The sequence below is a fragment of the Achromobacter aloeverae genome (assembly GCF_004121055.1).
Taxonomy (GTDB): domain Bacteria; phylum Pseudomonadota; class Gammaproteobacteria; order Burkholderiales; family Burkholderiaceae_B; genus Bordetella_C; species Bordetella_C aloeverae.
The window spans coordinates 326,945-347,750 of sequence record NZ_PYAL01000002.1 but is presented as its reverse complement, the minus strand read 5'-3'; the positions used below and the strand labels follow the sequence as shown (position 1 = coordinate 347,750).

Annotated in this window: 20 protein-coding genes; 7 read left to right on the top strand and 13 right to left on the bottom strand. The window is 64.5% G+C overall.

Annotated elements, in window-relative coordinates; all coding sequences use genetic code 11:
• Window positions 1-78: 78 nt before the first annotated feature.
• Window positions 79-1,497, bottom strand: a complete 1,419-nt coding sequence (pdxR, locus tag C7R54_RS08480) for a MocR-like pyridoxine biosynthesis transcription factor PdxR (RefSeq protein ID WP_129149761.1) — start codon at window positions 1,495-1,497, stop codon at window positions 79-81.
• A gap of 183 nt (window positions 1,498-1,680) precedes the next feature.
• Here pdxR and C7R54_RS08475 point away from each other — a divergent pair, with 183 nt between their 5' ends.
• Window positions 1,681-2,112: a GNAT family N-acetyltransferase gene (locus C7R54_RS08475; RefSeq protein ID WP_129149760.1), complete on the top strand. Its 432-nt coding sequence runs from the start codon at window positions 1,681-1,683 to the stop codon at window positions 2,110-2,112.
• A gap of 22 nt (window positions 2,113-2,134) precedes the next feature.
• On the top strand, window positions 2,135-2,788 hold the full coding sequence (locus tag C7R54_RS08470; protein ID WP_129149759.1) for an FMN-dependent NADH-azoreductase: 654 nt from the start codon (window positions 2,135-2,137) through the stop codon (window positions 2,786-2,788).
• A 12-nt stretch (window positions 2,789-2,800) separates the two neighbouring features.
• Here C7R54_RS08470 and C7R54_RS08465 read toward each other — a convergent pair whose 3' ends face one another.
• The 7 genes from C7R54_RS08465 to C7R54_RS08435 all read right to left on the bottom strand — a co-directional run bounded on the left by C7R54_RS08465 (window position 2,801) and on the right by C7R54_RS08435 (window position 9,583).
• A complete protein-coding gene (locus tag C7R54_RS08465) occupies window positions 2,801-4,894 on the bottom strand; it encodes a putative bifunctional diguanylate cyclase/phosphodiesterase (RefSeq protein ID WP_129149758.1) in 2,094 nt (697 codons plus the stop codon).
• A gap of 161 nt (window positions 4,895-5,055) precedes the next feature.
• A complete protein-coding gene (locus C7R54_RS08460) occupies window positions 5,056-6,012 on the bottom strand; it encodes an AraC family transcriptional regulator (RefSeq protein ID WP_129149757.1) in 957 nt (318 codons plus the stop codon).
• Between the two features lie 49 nt (window positions 6,013-6,061).
• Window positions 6,062-6,754, bottom strand: a complete 693-nt coding sequence (locus C7R54_RS08455; protein WP_129149756.1) for a glutathione S-transferase N-terminal domain-containing protein — start codon at window positions 6,752-6,754, stop codon at window positions 6,062-6,064.
• A gap of 61 nt (window positions 6,755-6,815) precedes the next feature.
• Window positions 6,816-7,361: a carboxymuconolactone decarboxylase family protein gene (locus C7R54_RS08450; RefSeq protein ID WP_129149755.1), complete on the bottom strand. Its 546-nt coding sequence runs from the start codon at window positions 7,359-7,361 to the stop codon at window positions 6,816-6,818.
• Between the two features lie 33 nt (window positions 7,362-7,394).
• Window positions 7,395-8,012 (bottom strand): nitroreductase family protein, encoded by a 618-nt coding sequence (locus tag C7R54_RS08445; protein ID WP_129149754.1) that lies wholly within the window; start codon window positions 8,010-8,012, stop codon window positions 7,395-7,397.
• Window positions 8,013-8,222: 210 nt separating this feature from the next.
• On the bottom strand, window positions 8,223-8,819 hold the full coding sequence (locus C7R54_RS08440) for an NADPH-dependent F420 reductase (protein WP_129149753.1): 597 nt from the start codon (window positions 8,817-8,819) through the stop codon (window positions 8,223-8,225).
• A 29-nt stretch (window positions 8,820-8,848) separates the two neighbouring features.
• A complete protein-coding gene (locus tag C7R54_RS08435; RefSeq protein WP_129149752.1) occupies window positions 8,849-9,583 on the bottom strand; it encodes an SDR family NAD(P)-dependent oxidoreductase in 735 nt (244 codons plus the stop codon).
• 134 nt (window positions 9,584-9,717) lie between these two features.
• On the opposite strand from C7R54_RS08435, the gene C7R54_RS08430 reads away from it, so the two are divergent.
• Entirely contained in the window at window positions 9,718-10,293 is a 576-nt protein-coding gene (locus C7R54_RS08430) for a TetR/AcrR family transcriptional regulator (RefSeq protein ID WP_129149751.1), read from the top strand.
• A 1-nt stretch (window position 10,294) separates the two neighbouring features.
• Here C7R54_RS08430 and C7R54_RS08425 read toward each other — a convergent pair whose 3' ends face one another.
• Window positions 10,295-11,077: an SDR family oxidoreductase gene (locus tag C7R54_RS08425; protein WP_129149750.1), complete on the bottom strand. Its 783-nt coding sequence runs from the start codon at window positions 11,075-11,077 to the stop codon at window positions 10,295-10,297.
• Window positions 11,078-11,226: 149 nt separating this feature from the next.
• On the opposite strand from C7R54_RS08425, the gene C7R54_RS08420 reads away from it, so the two are divergent.
• Window positions 11,227-12,795, top strand: a complete 1,569-nt coding sequence (locus tag C7R54_RS08420) for a winged helix-turn-helix domain-containing tetratricopeptide repeat protein (protein ID WP_129149749.1) — start codon at window positions 11,227-11,229, stop codon at window positions 12,793-12,795.
• 68 nt (window positions 12,796-12,863) lie between these two features.
• Here the strand turns inward: C7R54_RS08420 and C7R54_RS08415 are convergent, their stop codons facing one another.
• Window positions 12,864-13,439 carry a TetR/AcrR family transcriptional regulator gene (locus C7R54_RS08415; RefSeq protein ID WP_129149748.1) on the bottom strand — a complete coding sequence of 192 codons (576 nt, stop codon included), beginning with the start codon at window positions 13,437-13,439 and terminating at the stop codon, window positions 12,864-12,866.
• Window positions 13,440-13,536: 97 nt separating this feature from the next.
• Window positions 13,537-14,190 carry a glutathione S-transferase gene (locus C7R54_RS08410; RefSeq protein WP_129150397.1) on the bottom strand — a complete coding sequence of 218 codons (654 nt, stop codon included), beginning with the start codon at window positions 14,188-14,190 and terminating at the stop codon, window positions 13,537-13,539.
• Between the two features lie 265 nt (window positions 14,191-14,455).
• Here C7R54_RS08410 and C7R54_RS08405 point away from each other — a divergent pair, with 265 nt between their 5' ends.
• Window positions 14,456-15,574, top strand: coding sequence for an FAD-dependent oxidoreductase (locus tag C7R54_RS08405; protein WP_129149747.1), 1,119 nt, complete (start codon window positions 14,456-14,458; stop codon window positions 15,572-15,574).
• Between the two features lie 198 nt (window positions 15,575-15,772).
• Here C7R54_RS08405 and C7R54_RS08400 read toward each other — a convergent pair whose 3' ends face one another.
• Entirely contained in the window at window positions 15,773-17,383 is a 1,611-nt protein-coding gene (locus C7R54_RS08400; RefSeq protein ID WP_129149746.1) for a Fic family protein, read from the bottom strand.
• Between the two features lie 231 nt (window positions 17,384-17,614).
• Window positions 17,615-18,514 (bottom strand): LysR family transcriptional regulator, encoded by a 900-nt coding sequence (locus tag C7R54_RS08395; RefSeq protein WP_129149745.1) that lies wholly within the window; start codon window positions 18,512-18,514, stop codon window positions 17,615-17,617.
• Window positions 18,515-18,713: 199 nt separating this feature from the next.
• Here C7R54_RS08395 and C7R54_RS08390 point away from each other — a divergent pair, with 199 nt between their 5' ends.
• Together C7R54_RS08390 and C7R54_RS08385 are read left to right on the top strand one after the other, a co-directional pair.
• Entirely contained in the window at window positions 18,714-19,877 is a 1,164-nt protein-coding gene (locus C7R54_RS08390; RefSeq protein WP_129149744.1) for a TauD/TfdA family dioxygenase, read from the top strand.
• A gap of 9 nt (window positions 19,878-19,886) precedes the next feature.
• Window positions 19,887-20,753 (top strand): isocitrate lyase/PEP mutase family protein, encoded by an 867-nt coding sequence (locus tag C7R54_RS08385; protein WP_129149743.1) that lies wholly within the window; start codon window positions 19,887-19,889, stop codon window positions 20,751-20,753.
• Window positions 20,754-20,806: the final 53 nt, after the last annotated feature.

Below are 20,806 nucleotides of genomic sequence, written 5' to 3'. Positions count from 1 at the left end.
CCAGCAGTTTCGGGACGGGGCCGCGCGGCCGCCACGCCTGCGACGCCCCCCACGCCGCCCACGCGGCACGGGTGAGCGCTACAGGACCTGCGCCAGGCGCCGGACCGCCCTCAGCGCGTCCGCGGGCGTCGCAAGATTGGCGAACCCCATCAGCAAACCGCTTTGCGATCCCTGGCGCACGCGCCAGTCGCTCAAGGCCTGGACCGCGAGCCCCCGGGCTCGCGCGGCCGCCGCCAGCGCCTTGTCGTCCTGTCCGGTCCGCAAATGCGCCAGGACATGTATGCCGCCGGCTTGCGGCTGGACATGCAGGCGATCTTCCATCGTTTGCGCCAGCGCATCCACCAGATAGCCGCGCCTGGCCGCATACAGGCCACGCATCTTGCGCAGGTGCCGGACGAAATGCCCCTGCTCCATGAAATCGGCGACCATGGACTGCAGCAGGATGGAACCGGGACCGGCCAAATGGTCCACCGCGTCGCGAAACCTGCCGGCCTGCGACAGCGGCACCACCAGATACGCGAGCCGCAAGCCCGGAAACAGCACCTTGCTGAAGGTGCCGTTGTAAAGCACGCGCCCATCACGATCCAGGCTTTTCAACGCCGGCAGCGGCCGGCCATGGTAGCGAAACTCGCTGTCGTAGTCGTCCTCGATGATCCAGGCCTGGCTGCGCTTGGCCCATTCCAGCAGCGCCAGCCGACGCGGCAATGACAAGGCCATGCCCATGGGGCTCTGATGCGTGGGCGTGACCACCGCGAAGCGCGCACGCGGGGCCAGCCGCTCCCCCATCTCCACGTCCAGGCCCTCATCATCGACAGGCACCGGCTCCAGTCGCATGCCGGCGCGCTCCAGCCACGACCGGGCATGGATGTAGCCCGGATCCTCGTACCAGCCCTGGTCCCCGGCTTGCAGCAACGCGCGGCGGACGAGTTCCAGCGCGCCCCAGTATCCCGTCGTCACGAATACCTGCTCCGGGGCGCAGACGATGCCGCGCGAAATCCCAAGATAGGCGGCTATGGCACGGCGCAGGGGCGCATACCCCGCGGGATCGGGAGAAATCATCGCCTCCGTCTCCAGGATGCGCACGTTGCGCCCGGCCAGGCGCGCCCACACCTTGCGCGGAAACGCATCCAATGCCGGCAGGCCCAGCTGGAACGGTCGCGGTTCGCCCTGCGCCGACAACGAGGGATAGGACGCCTGATGCGCGGGCCGCGCGGCCGCCGTCCCCTTGTCCGGATCGGGCAGGTTCTCCAGGCGCGGCGACACGATGGTCCCCGCCGCGCCACGCGCCACGAAATAGCCTTCGCTGGCCAGCATCTCGTAGGCCATCTCGACCGTGCCGCGCGCCAGGCTCAACTCGCTGGCGAGGCTGCGCACCGACGGCACACGATCGCCCGGCTTGAGCTTGCCGGTCGAGATCGCTTCCCGGTACCGCCGGTACAACTGCAGGTAGACCGGGCCGTCCTGCTTACGGCGCGGTTTCAGGTGTTCCACGTCCATGGTTCATGCCCCGCTCATTTCCATGCCCGGGCCGGATGCGCCGGTTTCCGGCTACCGGACTCCGGGGTTCCACGCCCGATGCTTATGTCCTGGGTCCTATGTCCCATTCTTTTAACCCGTTCTTGCACCTGTCTCATAGGCCATGATCGTCCTACATTATTCGCTGAACCACAAGGATTGCCCATGCCCCATTTTCGATTGAGCCATCTCGACAGCGACCAGGACATCCAGGCAGGCTTCGACGTCATGCGCGAGCTGCGTCCGCACCTGACGGACGTGCATGCATATACCGCGCAGGTGCATCGCCAAGCCAGGCAGGGATATCGCATCCTTGCCGCCTGGCAAGACGGGCAGGTCAAGGCCCTGGCCGGCTATCGCCTGCAGGAAAACACCCTGTATGGGCGCTTTCTCTACGTCGACGACCTCGTCGCCAGCGCCGATGCGCGGCGCGCAGGACTGGGCGCCCGGCTGCTCGACGCCTTGCGCGAGGAAGCCCGCGAACAGGACTGCGCGAATTTCGTCCTCGACACGGGCCTGGGCAATGCCCTGGCGCAGCGCTTCTATTTCCGGCAGGGACTGCTGGCCATGGGCATGCATTTCCGCCAAGCGCTATAAACGAAGCACTGGAGCACGATACGTGAGGATTCTTCATATCGATTGCAGCCCGAGAGAGGCATCGCACAGCCGGGAAATCTCGGCCGCGATCGTGGCGCGGCTGCGCGCCATGCATCCCCAGGCATCCGTCCTGCGCCGCGACCTGGGCCGCGATCCCCTACCCCACGCGGACGCCGGCTACGCGATCGCCCTGTCCACGCCCGAGGCCCTGGCGGCCGCCGAGGCCACCGACGCGACACGCCTGTCGGAGCAATTGATCGGGGAAATCGAGAGCGCCGATGTCCTTGTCATCGGCACGCCGATGAATAACTTCACGGTGCCTTCCGTCCTCAAGGCCTGGATCGACCAGGTGCTGCGGGTAGGCCGCACGATAGGCATGGCGCCGACGGGCGAAAAAATCGGCCTGCTGCGGGACAAGCCTGTCTATATCGCTATTGCGTCGGGCGGGGTCTTCAGTGGCGAGCGCGCCAGGCAACCGGACTTCCTGACCCCTTACCTGACCGCGGCCTTCGGCTGCATCGGGTTGACCATGCTGCAATTCCTCTGCCTGCAGGCAACGGCATTCCGCGATGATGGCGAACTGGCCGCGGACCGGCAGGCCCTGATCGAAACACTGGATACTTCCAGCCTCGACGCCAGGGCGCACGGCAGCCAGCGTCAGGTGGCATCCGCCTGACGCCCTCGGGCATCATGTCGGCGCGACCTTGGCGCCCGCCGCGAACGGCGCCGCCATCGCGCGGCGGAACTCGTGCCCCGCGAGCGGCGTTCCGCCGGCCGCCCCTTGCATCTGGTCGCAGTCGAGCGCGAGCAGCTTGAGCGACTGCGCGACGGTCTCGACACCCCCGGCGACGACCACGATGCCCAGCACGCGCGCCAGCGCCATCACGGCGGACAGCAGCGCCGACCCGCGCAAGGACGTATCGTCCAGGTCATCCATGAACGTGCGGTCGATCTTGATCTGGTCGACACGGAAATCCTTCAGATGCGCCAGGCTGGAAAACGCCATGCCGAAATCATCGAGCGCCACGGCATAGCCCCGTTCGCGCAAGGCCGCCACGACCCGGCGCGTGCGTTCGACGTCCTGCATCGCGGTGGCTTCGCCGATCTCGAACATCAGCCGTTGCGGCGGCACGCCGGCTGCCGCCACGATGGCGTCGATGCGCTCGACGATGCGCGGCAGATTGAACTGCGACGCCGATAGCCTCATCGAGATGGACAGGGGCGCGAGCCCTTCGCGGTCCCATTCGACGATATGCGCGCAAATGCGGCGCAATACCCAATCGCCGATCGAAGGCATCAGGCCCGCGCGCTCGGCGACGGGCAGGAATTCGAACAGCGGCACCTTGCCAAGCACCGGATGCGCCCAGCACAGGAGCGCTTCGGCGCCCGTCATGACCTTGCCGTCGACGGTGAGTTTCGGCTGGAACACGAGATCGAACTGCTCGTGCACGACAGACCCGTGCAGGTCGCGCTGGATCTGCAGCGAACGCAGCGTGGACGCGTCCATGCCGTCCTCGAAGTGGCGGAAGGTGTGGCGGCCGCCGCGCTTGGCGGCGTACATCGCGCAGTCCGCGCGGCTCAGCAGCGTGTCGAAGACGGCGCCCTCGCCATGCGCCAACGCGATGCCGATACTGGCGCCGACGCGAACCGGAACCGCGCCATCGAGCACGAACTCTTCGCCCAGGCTGGCCAGGATATGCCGCGCGATGGCGTCCGCCGCATCGACGCGCTCGGCGGCAGGCAGTCCCGTCGCCACGACCACGAACTCGTCGCCGCCCAGCCGCGCCACCACGTCGTCCTTGCGCATGCAAGCCGCGATGCGCATGGCGGCCAGGCGCAGCAACTCGTCGCCGGCCCGATGGCCCAGCGTATCGTTGACCGCCTTGAAGCCATCCAGGTCGATGAACAGCACGGCCAAGGCTTCGCCGGTGTCGGCGATGCGCCGCACCAGGTCCTTCGCCTGGGCCATCAGATAGACGCGGTTGGGGAGGTCGGTAAGCGCATCGTGCGTGCCCAGGTGCCGGATGGTTTGCGTCGCGCGTTCGAGCGAGGCGGACAGGCGGCTCGCCTGCATGCCGAAGATCCATAGCGTGCCGATCAGCACGGCGGTCGACGCCACGCCCACCGTGAGCGCCAGCGTGTTGGCGTCTACCTTTTGCGTGCTCAGGCAAAGGCTGCCATCGGCGAAGGTGGCGGCGCTCATGCCGGTGTAATGCATGCCCGCGATCGCGCCCGCCATCACGGCGGCCGCGCCGATGCGTTTCCACACGATGTATTCGCGACGCGAGTCGCGCAAACGGAACGCCAGCCACAGCGCGGCGATCGAAGCGCCAACCGCGATCGCGATCGATAACGCGACCCGCGCGGCATCGTAGTCGATGGACGGGGACATGCGCATCGCCATCATGCCGGTGTAATGCATGGCGGCCACGCCGGTCCCCATGATGGCGCCTGCCACGAGCAATCGTTTTACCGAAAGCTGCCCGCGGCTCACGGTGGCAAGCGCGACCAGCGCCGCGAGTATCGCCAGCACGAGCGAGGCAGCCGTCACGTCTATGTCGTAGCCCACGCTGATCGGCAGCGTAAGCGCGATCATCCCGATGAAGTGCATCGACCAGATGCCCATGCCCATCGCGCATGCGCTGCCCGCCAGCCACACGTGGCGTCGACGGCTGCTCGTCACGGTCGTGAGCATGGCGGCGCCTTCGAGTGCGGTGAAGGACGCAAGAAAGGCAACCACCACGGACAGGCACGTCAACAGCGGATCATAGATACCATGCATACGCGGCCCCTACGCTCTCGTTCTTGTTCCATCCCGTCGCCGCCATGGCTCGTGGGCGCCGCCGTGCCTCTAGGTACGACGTCAACGCCGCCACCGGCACCGCCTGGGCATTGTTTCAATTTTTAACATAACTGTAGAGCAGGCGGAAGCCGAGGCGTGCTTTACGCTTTCTCGTCCGCCACTCGGCGCCATTGCCCGGGCGTCATCCCCATCCGGTCGCTAAACACCCGCCGGAATGCCGCCACGGACTGATACCCGACCTCCTCGGCCACGGCCTCGGTGGTCTTTCCCGGCTTCTTCAACGCATTGGCGGCCAGGCTCATGCGGATATCGGTCAGCAGGTCGACGGCCGAACGCCCGAGCTTGTCCTGGAAGTGACGCATGAACGTCGCGCGCGACATGCTGCACAGGTCCGCCAGTTCCGGCAGGCTCCAGGACCGTGCCGGATCGGCGAACATGGCGGAAATGGCGGGGGCCAGGCGTGAATGGCCGGCCAACGCCAGCAAGCCTGCCGGGACTTGCTCCGACTCGCTTGCCGCGCGTAGGACCAGCGTGAACAGCGCCGACGTCAGCACGTTGAGCATCGCGTATCCGCCCAGCCTGCCGCCGGCGGACTCCATGCGCATGAGTCCCACCAGGCCGGCCAGGTGCCTGGTCGAGGACTCGGCGTCTCCCGCGACGTCGCCGTCCCTCGCCCGCACCACCAGGTTCGCGGGCAGGTAATTGCGTATCAGCCTGTCGTGGGGCCGTTCGACGAAGAACCGCCCGCACAACATGTCCAGGCGTTCGCCCGGCCCGTCGTTCTCCATGAGCATCCACCCCGCCGCGCCTTGACGATTGCGCGCCTCCCCCGGCGGCTCCCCGCTGCCGTCATGCAAAACGTGCGCCGACCCGCTAGGCAATAGCACGATGTCGCCCTCCGCCAGTTCCGTGGCCGTCCGCGTCTCCGGATCCTCGATGATGGCCCGGCCCTTGAGCACGATGTGGTAAGGAATCGCATGCGCCTCGGACCGGGGCCAGGCGATGCGCCAGGGGGCGCCATAGGTGCAGCGCACCTCCAGCCGCCCCGTGACGGTGATCATGTTGAGGAGATGGCTAAGCCAGTCGACCTGGGACATGGAAACCTGGACGCTCGCCTGTCGTATTGCCGATGTGTCGGCGCCGGCGCTAGGCCGTCACCTTCAACCCGCGCTGCACTCCCGGTCGCCCCAGGCCCTGGTCCAGCCAACGCCGGACATGTCGATAACGGTCGAAGCCCACCAACTCGCGCGCCTCGTAGAAGCCGATCAGGTTGCGCACCCAGCCGAGCAGGGAAATGTCGGCGATGCTGTAGCCCTCGTCCATCACCCAATCCCGGTTCGCAAGCCTCCCGTCGAGCACGCCCAGCAGCCGCGCCGATTCCTTGGCGTAGCGTTCCAGGGGGCGCTTGTCCTCATAGTCCTTGCCGGCGAATTTATTGAAGAAGCCCACCTGGCCGAACATCGGCCCGACGCCGCCCATCTGCCACATCAACCACTGTATCGTCTCGTAGCGGGCGCCGGGATCCGTGGACAGGAACTGGCCCGTCTTCTCGGCGAGATAAAGCAGGATCGCCCCCGATTCGAACAATGCCAACGGCCGGCCGCCCGGCCCATTGGGGTCAAGGATGGCCGGGATCTTGCCGTTGGGATTGAGCGCGAGATAAGCCGGATCATGGCTTTCGTTCGCCGTGATGTCGATGCGGTGAGGCTCATAGGCAAGGCCAGTCTCCTCCAGCATGATGCCCACCTTCACGCCGTTGGGCGTCGGCAGGGAAAAGAGCTGCAGCCGGTCGGGATGCCGCGCCGGCCAGCGCGAGAAAATCGGATGATCGGTCGGCACTTGCCGGCTCCTTGAGGGTTTGTCGAGGTGCGGGCCGCGCCGCGACGCGGCCCGTTGGCGTTCAGATCGACCCCGCGGGCGCAACGGCGGGGAAATCCTTTTCCGGATCGAACACGTTGTTGAAAAAGTTCGTCAGCGAATACATGGCCACCAACGCGACAATTTCCATGACGTTCGCATCAGTGTACCCAGCATCCCGCACAGCGCTCAGGTCGGCGTCGTCGACCTTGCCGCGGGTCTCGATGACCTTGCGGGCAAAACGAAGGGCGGCATCGCGCTTGGGATCGCTGGCCTGCCCCTTCCGGGCAAGAATGATGTCATCGGCGGGCAGCTTGGCCATGTGCTGGGCCGTATAGCTGTGTACCGTCAAGCAATAATCGCAGCCGTTCACTTCGGACACGGCCAGGCCGATGCTGTCGCGGGTCTTCACGTCCAGCGCCTTGCTCAAGGCGCCCAGCAGCGTGGCCCATGCATTGAAGGCAATGGGACTCTGGGCGAAGGCCGCCATCATGTTCGGGGTGAACCCCAGGTTCCTGGTGAAGGCATCGAGGGTGGGTTTCGATTCGGCCGGCACCTGTTCCGGAGCAAGCGGGGTAGTCCTGGTCATCGTATTTCTCCTTGGATAGTGGATAGGGGCGGCTCAGACGAAATCCAGCACTTCGGACAGCGGCCGGCGTGGCTTCTGCGCCCAGTTGCCCGGAAGTTCCGCGCCGATGGACAAGAGCATGACGGGCACTTCGTTATCGGCCAGCCCGAACTCGCGGGTCACGCCTTCGGCGTCGAAACCGATCATGGGCGTCGACCCCAGGCCCAGCGAACGGGCGGCATAGATCATTGCCGACGCGCCGAAAGTGCCTGTCCGCACAGCCTCGTCGCGCTGGCGCTGGGGATGCTCGGCATACAGGCCGCGCGCGGGTTTTTCCCATTCCGGCACCATCGCTTCGGGCATCACGCCCGCTTCCACCAGGGGAGCCAGGCGCTCGGGGATGACGCTGGAATCGGCCAGCTGGCCGCAGATGATGAAAGTGACGGCCGCATCGGTGATGGGCGGCTGGTTCCAGGCGATCGGCAGCAGGCGCGCCTTGGCTTCAGGCGTGCGCACGGCGATGAAGCGCCAGTTCTGCATATGGAAGGAAGTCGGCGCGGAGGTGCCGATGCGCACCAGCTCACCGATCTGGTCATCGCTCAAGGTGGCGGCGGGATCGTAGTACTTGGAAGCGCTGCGACTCAGGATGCATTCGATCACGGCGTTGGTCATGGAGGGTCCTGTTGGGTTGGGGAGCAGTGGTTAGGAGGCTCCACTTTAGGACCATGCCATGCATCTTTCGAGACTCTATATTCTCAATAAAATGCTCAAAAGGATCAACTCCGGATATCAGGACCGATATCAGGGCCATTAAGAGCACGGCGTCATGCCCCCCCAGCCAGCGGTTTCCCCACCGCCGGCCGGGAAATGCGCTGAATGGCATCAGCCGAACTTGACCAGGTCCTTGAAGATCAGGTGGCCCCAGGTTTTCCCGCGCGCGTGCACCAGCCGTCCGCCTTCCGAAAGTGCGCCCAGCTGGATCGGCGCGAAACCGAGTTTCTCCACAAGCGCGCCCATCTCCGCCGCCGCGCCGTCATCGTCGCTCGCGAGGAACACGACCCTCCTGCCGCCGTTTACCGCCGGGTCCTGGTCGAGAACCGCGGCGACCAGATGATTGAAGCCTTTCACCACCCTCGCCCCGCTGAACGCCTGCGCGACGACGACGGAAGATGGAAGGCCCCCCAGTTCCTCAGGCGTCGCCTGCGTGTTCATTGCGTCGACGATGGTCTTGCCCTTCCAGTCGGCCAGCGCCTTTGCGACGTCCGGGTGCGACTCGAAACGGACAGCCAAAAAGATGACGTCCGCCTTGACGGCTTGCGCCAGGGTCGTGGGAATGATCGTGGGTCCGATGGCGGCCGCGTCGGATGCAAAGCTTGCCGGATCCCGCGTGGTCGCGACGGATACTTCGATGCCGCGGCGGGCAAATGCCTTGGCCAGGGCCCGACCTATCTTGCCCAGGCCGATGATTGCGTAGCTCATGAGATTCTCCTTCGTTGTTTTCGGCAGGGTCAGAGCTGCGCCAGGCCGCCGTCGACGGCGACCTCGCTGGCAGTCATGAAGCTGCTGTCCGATGACGCGAGAAAGGCGGCCACGGCCCCGATTTCCGCTGGATCGGCCATGCGCTGCAGGGGGTTCATCGAGGCATAGTGCTTCTGGCCTTCCTCGCCTAGCGCGGCCTTGGCGAGTTCCGTCGCGGTCGGCCCCGGCGACAGCACATTGACCCGTATGCCGGTGCCCTTCAGTTCCTCCGCCCAGGTCCGGGCCAGGTTGCGCACGGCCGCCTTGCTAGCGCTATAGGCGCTGAACCCCGAGGCGCCCGTGGTGCCGGCGCTCGACCCGGTCAGGATGATGGAACCGCCCTGGCCCATGAGCGGCAGCGCCTTCTGGACCGTGAAGACCACTCCCATCACGTTGGTGTCGAAGGTCTCGGCCATGTGCTCGGCGGTGATCTGGGTGAGCGGCAGCGGACTTCCCGTGCCGGCGTTGGCGAAGACGATGTCGAGGCTTGCCCGCTGGGCCTTCACGTCGGCATAGAGTCGATCGAGATCGGCTGGATCGGACACCGAGCCCTGTACCGCGCGAGCATTGGCGCCCAGCGCGGCCACGGCGGCGTCGAGCGCCTGCTGCCGGCGGCCGAAGAGGAAGACGAAAGCGCCCTCCTCGATGAAGCGCTTTGCCGCGGCGAGGCCTATGCCTGTCGCGCCGCCGGTAATTACGGCGGTCTTTCCATTCAGTCTGTTCATGTCATGTGCCCTTCGTTGGGGGTCGCACGGAAGCTGGGGAGGCGCCGTACGACGCTGTATGATACGGATCACCGATCCGGATAAAAGACTATATGGATCACTGATCCATTTGTCAATACAGCCTTCCACACCCCATGAGAGCCGACGCCCAAAAAAATCGCAGCCAGATCCTCACCTTCGCGCGTGACGCCGTCGCCGAGCATGGCGCCGACGCGTCGATGCGCGATATCGCCCGCCGCGCGGGCGTGGGCCTGGCCACGCTGCTTCGTCATTTCCCCACGCGGGAAGCCTTGTTCGAGGCCTTGCTGTGCACCCACCTGGACGCCCTTACGCGGAAGGCGGACGAACTCGAAACCTCCGCCGCGGCTGACGCGGCACTTCTCACCTGGTTTCGCGAACTGGTGGTGTTCACCCAAGGCTATCGGGGCGTGGTCGCCATGATGGCGGCCGCCCACGCCAACCCGGACTCCGCGCTCTATGCGTCATGCGCCGCCGTGCATTCGGCGGGCGCGCGACTGCTGCGGCGCGCCCAGGACGAAGGAACGGCGCGCGCCGACATGACCGGGGACGACCTGTTCGCCCTGATAACGGCGCTGGGTTGGGCGGTGGACCAACCCTCGTTCAAGGCGCGGGCGGATCACCTCGTTCACCTAATTACGAGCGCCATCCTTACCAACCGGCCTGGCAACAACGTCGGGAAAGCGACGTAGCTCAGGACAAGGCCGGCCCGGGGGTCAGGTGCCGCGACGACGCGCCACTGGCGAGCCAGTTGATGAAGCGCGTCGGGCCGACGCGATATCCGTCGCCGGCGACCAGGGTGCGGTCGTCCAGTTCGCTGCCGAAATAGCGGGCGTGGACGTCGGCAATCACCTTGCGCGTATCGTTGTGACGCGCGAGGTACTTGCGCGCCAGCTCGTCCAGGGGGAAGCGGTCCGGACCGGCGACTTCCACTGTGTCATTCAGCGGCACGCCCGCCGCAAGATCCGCCAGGACGGCGGACACGTCGTCGGCGGCGACCGGCTGGATCAGCGCCGGGGAAACGCGCAGTTCGTCTCCGTGGGCGCAGGAATCGACAATGCCGCCTATGAATTCAAAAAACTGGGTGGCACGCAGCAGCGTGTAGGGAATCGGCGATGCCTTGATCAATGCTTCCTGCGCGGCCTTGGCGCGGAAATAGCCGCTTTCCTGCAAACGCTCGGTGCCCACGACCGACAGCGCCAGGTGGTGCTCGACGCCCGCGGCCTCTTCGGCAGCCACCAGGTTGCGCCCCGCGGTCTGGAAGAACGCCATCACCGCATCGTCGGCAAACGATGGCGAATTGGAAACATCCACCACGACTTGCGCGCCCCTGAGCGCGTCGGCCAGGCCCGCGCCAGTAATGATGTTCACACCGCTTTTCAGGGATGCGGAAAATACTTCATGTCCATTGCGGGACAGCCGCTGGACTACATTCGATCCAATCAACCCGCTTCCACCGATAACGACGACTTTCATGTTTATGCCCTCCGGCTCGTTGTGCGATGCCGGTAGTATCATTTCCGGCGGCCGCCGCGGCTTTGCCGCCAGCTCGTATTTCCGTCCAAGATTCCTTGGACCGTCGAACCGGCGGCCGCGGCCTGCCCGCAACCGCACTGGAGTCCTGAATGCAATGGGTTTTCGCCGACTGCGCGCTGGACCTGGAACGCCGCGAGTTGCGCCACGCCTCAGCGCTGGTGGCGACGACGCCCAAGGCCTTCGACCTGCTGGTGTATCTGGCAAAAAACCGCAACCGCGTGGTCGGCCGGGACGAGTTGATCGACCAGGTATGGAATGGGCGCGCGGTTTCCGAATCCACGGTAGCCAGCCATGTGAACGCCGTACGTGCGGCCGTTGGCGACGACGGCCAGCAGCAACACGTCATCAGGACCATCCCGCGCAAAGGCTTCCGCTTTGTCGCCGATCTGGCCGAGCAAGGAGAATCGCCGCAGGCGGGCAATCAACCCCTGGCGGAATCGGCATCCCTCCCTGCCGTAGTAGTCACCAGACCATCCATCGCGGTGCTGCCCTTCGTCAACCTTAGCGGCGACCCGGCGCAGGACTATCTGGCTGATGGCGTCATCGAAGATGTCATCATCGCCCTGTCCCGCTATCGCTGGCTGTTCGTGGTGGCCCGCAATTCCAGCTTCACCTACAAGAATCGCAGCGTCGACGTAAAGCAGATCGGGCGTGAACTGGGCGTGCGCTACGTGCTCGAAGGCAGTTGGCGACAGGCGCAAGGCCGCGTACGCATCACCGGGCACCTGGTTGATGCGGCCACTGGCGCAACGCATAGTGCGGAACGCTTCGAGGGTGTGCTAGGCAATATCTTCGACTTCCAGGATCAAATCGCCGCCAGCGTGGTAGGCGCCATCGCGCCGCAAGTGGAACAGGCGGAAATTGCCCGGGCCAGGGTCAAGGCGACCGGGAACCTCGATGCCTACGACTACTACTTGCGCGGCATGGCGCAGCTGCACCGAGGCACGCGGCAGGCCATGGCCGAAGCCCTTCCGCTATTCCAGCGCGCCTTTGCCTGCGACGCGGAATTTGCGTCGGCGTATGCGATGGCAGCATGGTGCCATTGCTGGCGCAAGATCAACGGCTGGATGCAGGATCGCCCCACGGAAATGGCCGAAGGCGCTCGACTGGCACGCCGCGCGGTCGAACTGGGGCAATACGACGCGGTGGCCTTGGCGCGCAGCGGTCATGCCTTGTGCCATCTGGCCGACGATCTGGTCGAAGGCATCGCCTTGCTGGACCGGGCGAGGGAATTGAATCCGAATCTTGCTTCGGCGTGGTTTCTCGGCGCGTTCTGCCACTTGTGGTACGGCCAGGCGGAACAGGCCATCAAGCAATTTACCCGCGCCATGTCCCTGAGTCCCGTCGATCCGGAGTTGTACCGAATGCAGATCGGCATGGCGGCCGCCCATTACTTCCTCGGCGATTTCAGCGCAGCCGCGGCGTGGGCGGAAAAGTCCGCGCGCAACATGCCGAACCTGATGGTGTCGCAAGTCGTGCTCGTCGCCAGCCTGGCCATGCTCGACAAACAGGACGAAGCCGGCATCGCCGCCCAGCGCCTGGCAAGCCTCGCGCCGGACCAGGACCTGGACCGCTTGCTCAGTTGGCTGCCGACCCAAAGCCGCGTGAACCGTGCGCTCATGGCGGAAGGCTTGAAAAAGGCGGGATTCGCTTGCTGAATCGAGGAAGGCTGCGCACTGAACACGCATTCAGCGCGCGGCAAGCGCCAACATGGATGCCTTTCCTTTCAAGCCGGCAGCAGCCCCGCCGCCCTGTAGCCGTCGATCAAGGTATCGAAGAGCTTTAGGTCCGACCGGCCTCGTGCCATCAGTTGTGCGCCGGCTATCGCCGCAAATATGGCGCCCGCCCGCTTCCTGGCATCCCTGGAAGCGACAAGACCCGACGCCACCAGCACCTTTCCGAGCCATGCGACGTTAACGTCAGTAAACTGCTGCACTTCCTTCTTCACTACGTCCGGCAGATCGTCGTATTCGGCGCTCATGAAGCTGCATAGGCATATGCGATTGTCGTTTTCCAACGACTTGCGGAAGACCTCCGGATATTTGCGCAGACTGTCGGCGGGATCCGGAAACTTGCTCGACAAGGCTTCCAGCGCCAGCGCCGCATCTTCCCAATAACGCTTGGCGACTGCCGCGGCAAGATCCGCCTTGCTCGGAAAATGGTGGTATAGGCTTGCCGCCTTGATCCCCACTTCCGCGGCAAGGCTGCGAAGGTTCAAGCCGCCGTAGCCGTGCGCCTGCGCAATCCTTGTCGCGATCAACAGGATACGTTCATGGGAACTGATGCTTGCCTCGCTCTTCACGAACCTGCCCTTGGCGACGTACCGAAGAGGGCCAGTGTATCGCTGGTCGCGCCTCCCAACAAACGTGGGAGTGCAAGCCGTCCGGCCTGGACCCAATTCAACCGGCGGCAAGATCCAGGAATGCCGGCTGGTCCTTTACGCTGGGACGCTGCCGCACCCGTTCATACCACGCCAGTAGCGCCCCGCATTCCTCCGGCACTGGCAGATCGACGATGGCGGCGAACACCAAGCCGCCGATCACCGTAATGTCCGCCATCGAGAACGCCTTGCCGGCAACATAGGGTTGATTTTTCAGTACCGCGTCGAAGTAGTGCATGCCGCGCAGCGCCTTGTCGCGCTGCCTGCATCCCCATTCGGGATTCTGATACAGCTCCACTTGCGGCCCCAGTCCCGGCGTGCCGTGATGGAAGTACACGCTGATGGCATCGAGCAGCTCCAGTTCGGCGCGCTTGCTCATCATGTGGATGAGGCCTTTTTCCAGCGCGGTCCTGCCCGTCAACGCAGGCTGGCCGTCGAGGTTGTCGAGATACTCGGTGATGGCCGTGCATTCCGCAATGCAGGTTCCGTCAGCAAGCTCCAGCACCGGCAGGGTTCCCGAGTAGTTCTTGGTCGCAATGAATTCGGGTTTCTTGTGTTCCCCCTTGTACAGGTCGACCATCACGAACCGTGCTCGCGATTGCAGATTCTTTTCAGCCAGGGCGATGCGAACGCGCGTCGGATAGGGCCCCTTCGGAAAATCGTGAATCGTCATCATCGGCACTTGCCTGACATCGGCGCTCGTGGGAACTGCATTCATAGATCTCGCCTCTTTACGGTTTTGGGTGATCAACGCCAGGACGATCATCGATATCCAGCGCGCTGACTGATACGCCCTTGATGCGCCACTTAATGCGCCACTCGGTACACTACCTAACGTTTGTTAGCTTGAACAATATTCCGCCGGAATCGGGTTGTCAAGGAACGTTGTTCCGACCTGCCGCGTATGGAACAATGCCGCTATCGTTCGAGACGACATCATGACCCTATCCGTAACCATAGTTGGCGCAGGCCTGGGCGGCCTGATACTGGCCCGCGTGCTCCACGTGCACGGCATCACCGCCACGATCTACGAAGCGGAGCCGTCGGCGCACGCCCGTACTCAGGGCGGCCAGCTCGACATACACGAACAGGATGGTCAACGCGCCCTTGCCGCAGCCGGCCTTACTGCCGCGTTCCGCGCGATCATCAACGAGGGGGGCGACGCGACGCGCGCCCTGGACCGGGATGGCAATGTCCTGCTAGACCAGCCCGAAGACGGTGGGCGCCCCGAAGTGCTGCGTGGCGACCTGCGGCGCATCCTCATCGACGCCTTGCCTGCGGGGACGATCCGGTGGGGGCGGAAGCTGGCCCGCGCCGTGTCCCTGGGCGGCGGTCGTCACAAGCTGACGTTCACCGACGGCTCGACCGTGGAGACCGAATTGCTGGTCGGCGCCGATGGCGCGTGGTCCAAGGTGCGACCATTGCTGTCAAGCGCGCAGCCCGCCTACGTCGGTGTCTCCTTCGTCGAAACCTACCTGCATGATGCCGATAGGCGGTTCCCCGCGACGGCGGCAGCGGTCGGGGCCGGCGGGATGTTCGCGCTTGAGCCCGGCAAGGGAATCACCGCGCACCGTGAACCGGCGGGCATACTGCACGCCTACATTCAATTGAGACGGCCTGAGTCCTGGTTCGCGGAAATTGATTTCAACGACGCCGCAGCAGCCAAGACCAGGATCGCGGCCGAATTCGACGGATGGACATCGGCGCTCACCACATTGATCACCGACAGCCACACGGCGCCCGTCCTTAGAACGATCGACGCGCTGCCGGTCGGTCATCGATGGGCGCGTACTCCAGGCGTGACGCTGCTCGGCGACGCCGCGCATCTATCGCCGCCGGCCGGCGACGGTGCAAACCTGGCGATGCTGGACGGAGCCGAGCTCGGTGAGGCCATCGCCGCTGATAGTGGAGACATCGAGGGCGCGCTGGCCCGCTTTGAAACGGCAATGTTCGCGCGTAGCCGGGCCGCGGCCGAGGACGCGCATCGAGTCCTGGACCTTTGCCTGGGCGAACGCGCGCCCTTCAGTCTCATCGACTTCCTCACCGCCGCGCGTTGAGCTTCCATGGCTGGAAGCGAGGGAACACCGGCAGTTTCATTCCTTCAAGGACGGGCTCGACAAGCCCCAGGACGTGGCCTCACGCTTCTCGGTACGCTTCAACAAGCGATTCGGATTCTCGCCGACCGCCGTCAGGGGCGTTCCATACCAGCTCGACGCCCTGTCGTGAGCGCCGCCGGTCGTGGATGGATAGGGTTTTTAGCGCCCAACAGGTTTACCGGGACGGTATCGGTCGATCACTGCCATGTCCGTACCATCCTCGCCCAAGGCGCGAGAGACGACATCGACAATTTCTGTCCACACCCCGGGCCTTGCAAGAACGGGGAGTTCTTTGGCCAGCACATTGCTCAACTCGCCGCGGTTCTGCTCGATCGAGCGTAGAACGCGGTCCGCCTGGTGATCGGGCATCTCGACCACCTCCTTCAGCGCCGAGCGGGCCCGTGCATGGCTGCGCAGATAGCGTGACTCCTCGCGCATCTGCTCGGTCAGGGTGCGGCTAACGATGTTGGCCAGGAAGACCACGTGAGGTCCAAGGTCCGGATAACGCCATATTGGCGTGGCCTGATTGCCGCCGTTGAATACAAAATTCGACAACACGCCGTCCGGATAAGCGGTTTGCCTGGACTCGAAGACAACATGGTCACGCACCGCCTGCATCAGCGGCTTGGACACCTGGTCCAGCACGCGATCGTAGCCGCGCCGCTCGCCCGCGTCATCCGTGATAACCGCGGAGATCGGCAGAATCACCGGGTCCGGGATCACGCCATCGCGCCGCAGGATGTCATTGACCAGGAATCGATGCACGCGGCCATTGCCGTCGGCGAGCGGATGAATGTAGACAAAACCGAAAGCCGCGACGGCGGCCCGCATTACAGGCGACTGTCCTTCTGTTTTTTCGAGGAACATCCGCAGTCCGTCGAGCATCGCGCCGACTTCGCCAGCAGCCGGGGCGACGTAGTGCACTATCTCTTGGTAGCGCACCGTTTCGCCAACGAACACCGGCGATTGGCGCACCCCGAAGTGCGTGATCGTGGTCAGATCGCCCAGAATCTCCTTCTGCAACGCTGCCAACGCGGAATCGTCCAGCGGTAGCTCTCCCTGCCCTGTACGTCGCGCCATTACATCCGCAAAACGCTGCACTCGCCCTACCCGGTCGGCTTCGCCTTCGATGGCGAAGCTGGCCTTGCTCTCGCGCAACGTCATCCAGACCGCTGCACGCTGCAGGAGGTCCTCGCCGAACTCGTCCGTCAACTCACCGAACAGGCGCGGTACGTCCAATGCGGCTGCAGTCTCTACTGCCTTGGTCTTGATCACGCTGGGGCAGAATTCGCGCGTGCCAGCCAAGTTGTCATTTATCCTCCAGCGAGGCGCCCTGATCACCCGGTCCCTGGACGCCGCGACCATTTTTTCCTCATCAATGGCATCGACGTAGTTGCCGGCTAGCCTCTCAGGCACCTCAAGGACATTCCCAGTAAGCCACTCATACAAAAAGGCGGCGCGGCGCGCGTACTGACCGGTTGGCTCGCGCGCGACCCATACCTGCACAAAGTCCGGGCCCGTCCGCTCGAACAAACGGGCCAGGAATTCCAGGTGGGGCACCTCGTGCCGCAGGTGGAACTGTAAATGCGCAGCGGGCTCGGCAGCGGGTCGCATGGGTTCCGTGTAGATTTCCAGACGGAACCCATCATTGACCTGAGTTGCGCGTCTGCCGCCGATCTGGCTCAACACCGAAAACTGCCCCAGTGGAAGCACGTCATAAGCCTGAGCTAGCCAGGCAGCACCAACAGGATCTGTGGGCAGGTCGGTCATGAACGGCTCCTGTTAAAGGGGATGTCGTATGCTTAAAACCAGTTTGGCAGGCGCCATCATGCGGAATAACGATTAAGTTTGCACAAAATTAATTATATTTTTCGGTTTTTGAACAAAAATGATTATGCCAGACGAGACAGGTAAACGCGACAGTCGCGATTACGAGTGCTGGCGCCGGGAACGCCTTCCTCCTTGCGCTCGCCATGGCCGCCCATTCCAGCCCGTAGTCCCTTAACGCGCGGCAGCCACCGCCTCGCGCTGGTACGACGCCAGCGCCATTTGCATGGCTTCCCGCACGGCCTCGACCGCGCGGTTGTCGTCGTCGGACTTGCGCGCCGCCATGGACAACGTCAGCACGGGCGCCGACCGCCCCAGCTTGATTACCCGCAAGGGATGCGTTCGCAGCACGGAAGGATCCGGCGTTTGCAGCACCGAGATGCCCAGTCCCGCGCTGACCATGGCCGCGATGGCCGGCGCGCTGTCGAACTCCAATGTGCCGCGGATCTCGCGGATATGCGTGCTGACGTATTGCGTCGCCAGCCCCCCCGAGACCGTCTGCCGGTCGTAGCGTATCCAGTCGTACTGCCGGAAGAGCGCCGCCACATTGCTGTCCGTGACATTCGGCGGGGCGACCACCACGAGCTCGCGTTTGAGCATGGGCGTCCAGCGCAGTCGCGCCGAACCGCCGGTCGGCGGCTGCGCCACCAGCGCCGCGTCGATCTCCGCCGCCTTCACCGCGGCCGTCAACGAGCTGCTGCGCCCCCGCACCAGCCGCAATTCCAGCTTGGGATGGTGATCCCGCAGATAGCGCATGATGCCAGGCAAGACCATGGGCTGCATCGACTCGATCACGCCCAGCCGCACCACGCCCTCCACCGCCAGTCCATGACCGGCGCGCAAGGCCTCCAGGCCGTGCAGCGCTTGACGCATCGTGTCCGCAACCTGATGCGCCAATTGGTTGGGCCGTGCCTGCAAGCCGGAACGGTCGAACAGGGGCTTGCCCAGATAGAGCTCCAGCTGCTTCATCTGCATGCTGACCGCGCTGGGCGTGACGTTGGCCTGCTTGGCGGCGCCGGCGAAAGTACCGGTCTGCAACACCGCTTCCAAGGTGTGGAAGGTCTCTATCTTCATGGATGCTCACTGCCAGAACCGTTCTATTGCCGGGCAACATGCCTGTCCGCCGTCGCCTCCGTCCGCGGGTAACGCCCGTTCACTTCATCAAAAATGCTTATGAAGAAGCTCAAATATATTCGCTATTCTAACGAAGCCGCCGTGACTAGACTACGCTCAAACGCCTGGGACACCGGGCCAACCATAAGGAGTGAGCAAGATGACCTTCACGGCACGATCGGACCGTCCCCAGGCGTGGACCGCGCAACAGGCGCGGGATGACCGTTCCTGGACCCTTCGCCTGACCGAAGAGCAGGTGCAGGGCTTCCGCGACGCCCTGGACCATGCCAAGACGCTGGGCAAGCCCCTCCTGTCCATGGAACAGGCCGACTTTCCCTTGAACGAAGCGGCCCGCAAGATCCTGCAGGAAGCCATCGACACCACCCAAGGGCGCTGGGGCATGTGCCTGGTCAAGGGCTTCCCGGTGGGCGAGTGGACTGAAGACGAATCCCGCCTGGCCTACTGGGGCATGAGCCTGTACATGGGCGTCGGCCGCACGCAGAACCGTGCCAGCCAGTTCATGAACGACGTCCGCAACGAAGGCGGCGAGTACAAGGTCAAGGGCGGTCGCGGCTACAACACCAACGCCGGCCTGGACTTCCATCAGGACTCCGCCGACGTGGTGGGCCTGTTGTGCCGTCGCACCGCCAAGGCGGGCGGCACCAGCAAGGTGATCAGCTCGATCGCGCTATACGAGGCAGTGGAACGCCGTCGTCCGGACCTGATCCCGGTGCTCAGGCAGCCCTTCTTCCACAGCTACCAGGGCACGCAGGATCCCAGCCAGCCGCCCTACTATCGCCTGTCCATCTTCGGCAACCACCCCGAGTACTTCGCCGCTCGCGCCAACCGCAAGAACACGGTCGCGGCGCAGCGCGATTTCCCCGAAGTGCCCCGCCTGACGCAGGCCCAGACCGAAGCGCTGGACCTGCTGGACGAACTGATGCCCAGCGACCCGCTCTGCTTCACCATGGAGCTGGAACAGGGCGACATGCAGCTGCTCAACAACTACGTCACGCTGCACTCGCGCACGCCCTTCGAGGACTACGATGAACCGGACCGCAAGCGCCACCTGTTCCGCCTGTGGTTGTCCGTGCCCACCTCCCAACCGCTGCCGGATGACTGGAAAGAGTATTACGGCGACAGCCGCGCCGGATCGGTGCGCGGCGGCGTGCGGGGCAGCGCGATCACCCAGGAGTTCCTGGAATACGAGAAGCGGCAGGCCAAGGCCTTGAACATGCCGTTCGAAACCTGGCGTCCCTTCATGCTCAAGGAAGACATGGAGCGCATCATCGCCGGCCTGAACAAAGAACACGCGACGGCGTAAGGGCACACGATGAGCATTTCCCTGAAAGCGCGCCTGCGCGGCGACACGCCCGTCCTGGCTCCCGGCGTCTACGACGCGCTCACCGCGCTGATTGCCGAACAGGCCGGCTTCGAAGCCGTGTACCTGTCCGGCGGCGCGGTGGCCTACACCCAGCTAGGCCGTTCCGACGTAGGCCTGACGACGGCGTCCGAGACCGCTGACGTGCTGGCCCGTATCGCCGACCGCGTCAGCCTGCCCATCATCGTCGATGGCGACACCGGCTACGGCAATGCGCTGAATACCCAGCGCACGGTACGCATGTTCGAGCGCGCTGGCGCCGGCATGATACAGCTCGAAGACCAAACCTTCCCCAAGCGCTGCGGCCACCTGGAAGGCAAGTCGCTGGTCTCGACCCGCGAGATGTGCGGCAAACTGCGCGCGGCCGTGGACGCGCGGCACAACGCCGGCACGCTGATCCTGGCACGTACCGACGCGGTGGCCGTGGAAGGATTGGACGCCGCCATCGAGCGTGCCGAGGCTTATCTGGAATGCGGCGTGGATGCCCTTTTCATCGAGGCGGTGAATGACGCCGCGCAGATGGACAAGGTATGCGGGCTGTTCGCCTCTCGCCTGCCCATGCTCGCGAACATGGTCGAAGGCGGCAAGACGCCGATCCAGAGCGCGGAGGAACTGGGCAAGCGAGGCTATCGCATCGTCATCTACCCGGGTGGCACCGCGCGCTTCGTCTCGCGCCAGCTGCAACGCTACTTCGAAGGCCTGAAGCGCACCGGCACGACGCGCCAGTTCAAGGAAGAGATGAACGACTTCAACGGACTGAACGGCTTGATCGGCACGCCCGAGCTTTTGGAGAACGGACGCAAGTATTCAGGAGACTAGTGGCAGGCAAGCGGGAAGCGCCATCGCGCCAGCGTGGCGTCCTGCGCCTGTAA

What these genes read in the sequence shown, in the direction of transcription:
- C7R54_RS08405 (WP_129149747.1), top strand. Translation starts at nt 14,456, where the DNA reads ATGACCCTATCCGTAACCATAGTTGGCGCAGGCCTGGGCGGCCTGATA.
- C7R54_RS08420 (WP_129149749.1), top strand. Translation starts at nt 11,227, where the DNA reads ATGCAATGGGTTTTCGCCGACTGCGCGCTGGACCTGGAACGCCGCGAG.
- C7R54_RS08460 (WP_129149757.1), bottom strand. Translation starts at nt 6,012, where the DNA reads ATGTCCCAGGTCGACTGGCTTAGCCATCTCCTCAACATGATCACCGTC.
- C7R54_RS08425 (WP_129149750.1), bottom strand. Translation starts at nt 11,077, where the DNA reads ATGAAAGTCGTCGTTATCGGTGGAAGCGGGTTGATTGGATCGAATGTA.
- C7R54_RS08390 (WP_129149744.1), top strand. Translation starts at nt 18,714, where the DNA reads ATGACCTTCACGGCACGATCGGACCGTCCCCAGGCGTGGACCGCGCAA.
- C7R54_RS08465 (WP_129149758.1), bottom strand. Translation starts at nt 4,894, where the DNA reads ATGCATGGTATCTATGATCCGCTGTTGACGTGCCTGTCCGTGGTGGTT.
- C7R54_RS08400 (WP_129149746.1), bottom strand. Translation starts at nt 17,383, where the DNA reads ATGACCGACCTGCCCACAGATCCTGTTGGTGCTGCCTGGCTAGCTCAG.
- C7R54_RS08450 (WP_129149755.1), bottom strand. Translation starts at nt 7,361, where the DNA reads ATGACCAGGACTACCCCGCTTGCTCCGGAACAGGTGCCGGCCGAATCG.
- C7R54_RS08430 (WP_129149751.1), top strand. Translation starts at nt 9,718, where the DNA reads ATGAGAGCCGACGCCCAAAAAAATCGCAGCCAGATCCTCACCTTCGCG.
- C7R54_RS08445 (WP_129149754.1), bottom strand. Translation starts at nt 8,012, where the DNA reads ATGACCAACGCCGTGATCGAATGCATCCTGAGTCGCAGCGCTTCCAAG.
- C7R54_RS08475 (WP_129149760.1), top strand. Translation starts at nt 1,681, where the DNA reads ATGCCCCATTTTCGATTGAGCCATCTCGACAGCGACCAGGACATCCAG.
- C7R54_RS08435 (WP_129149752.1), bottom strand. Translation starts at nt 9,583, where the DNA reads ATGAACAGACTGAATGGAAAGACCGCCGTAATTACCGGCGGCGCGACA.
- C7R54_RS08395 (WP_129149745.1), bottom strand. Translation starts at nt 18,514, where the DNA reads ATGAAGATAGAGACCTTCCACACCTTGGAAGCGGTGTTGCAGACCGGT.
- pdxR (WP_129149761.1), bottom strand. Translation starts at nt 1,497, where the DNA reads ATGGACGTGGAACACCTGAAACCGCGCCGTAAGCAGGACGGCCCGGTC.
- C7R54_RS08410 (WP_129150397.1), bottom strand. Translation starts at nt 14,190, where the DNA reads ATGACGATTCACGATTTTCCGAAGGGGCCCTATCCGACGCGCGTTCGC.
- C7R54_RS08440 (WP_129149753.1), bottom strand. Translation starts at nt 8,819, where the DNA reads ATGAGCTACGCAATCATCGGCCTGGGCAAGATAGGTCGGGCCCTGGCC.
- C7R54_RS08385 (WP_129149743.1), top strand. Translation starts at nt 19,887, where the DNA reads ATGAGCATTTCCCTGAAAGCGCGCCTGCGCGGCGACACGCCCGTCCTG.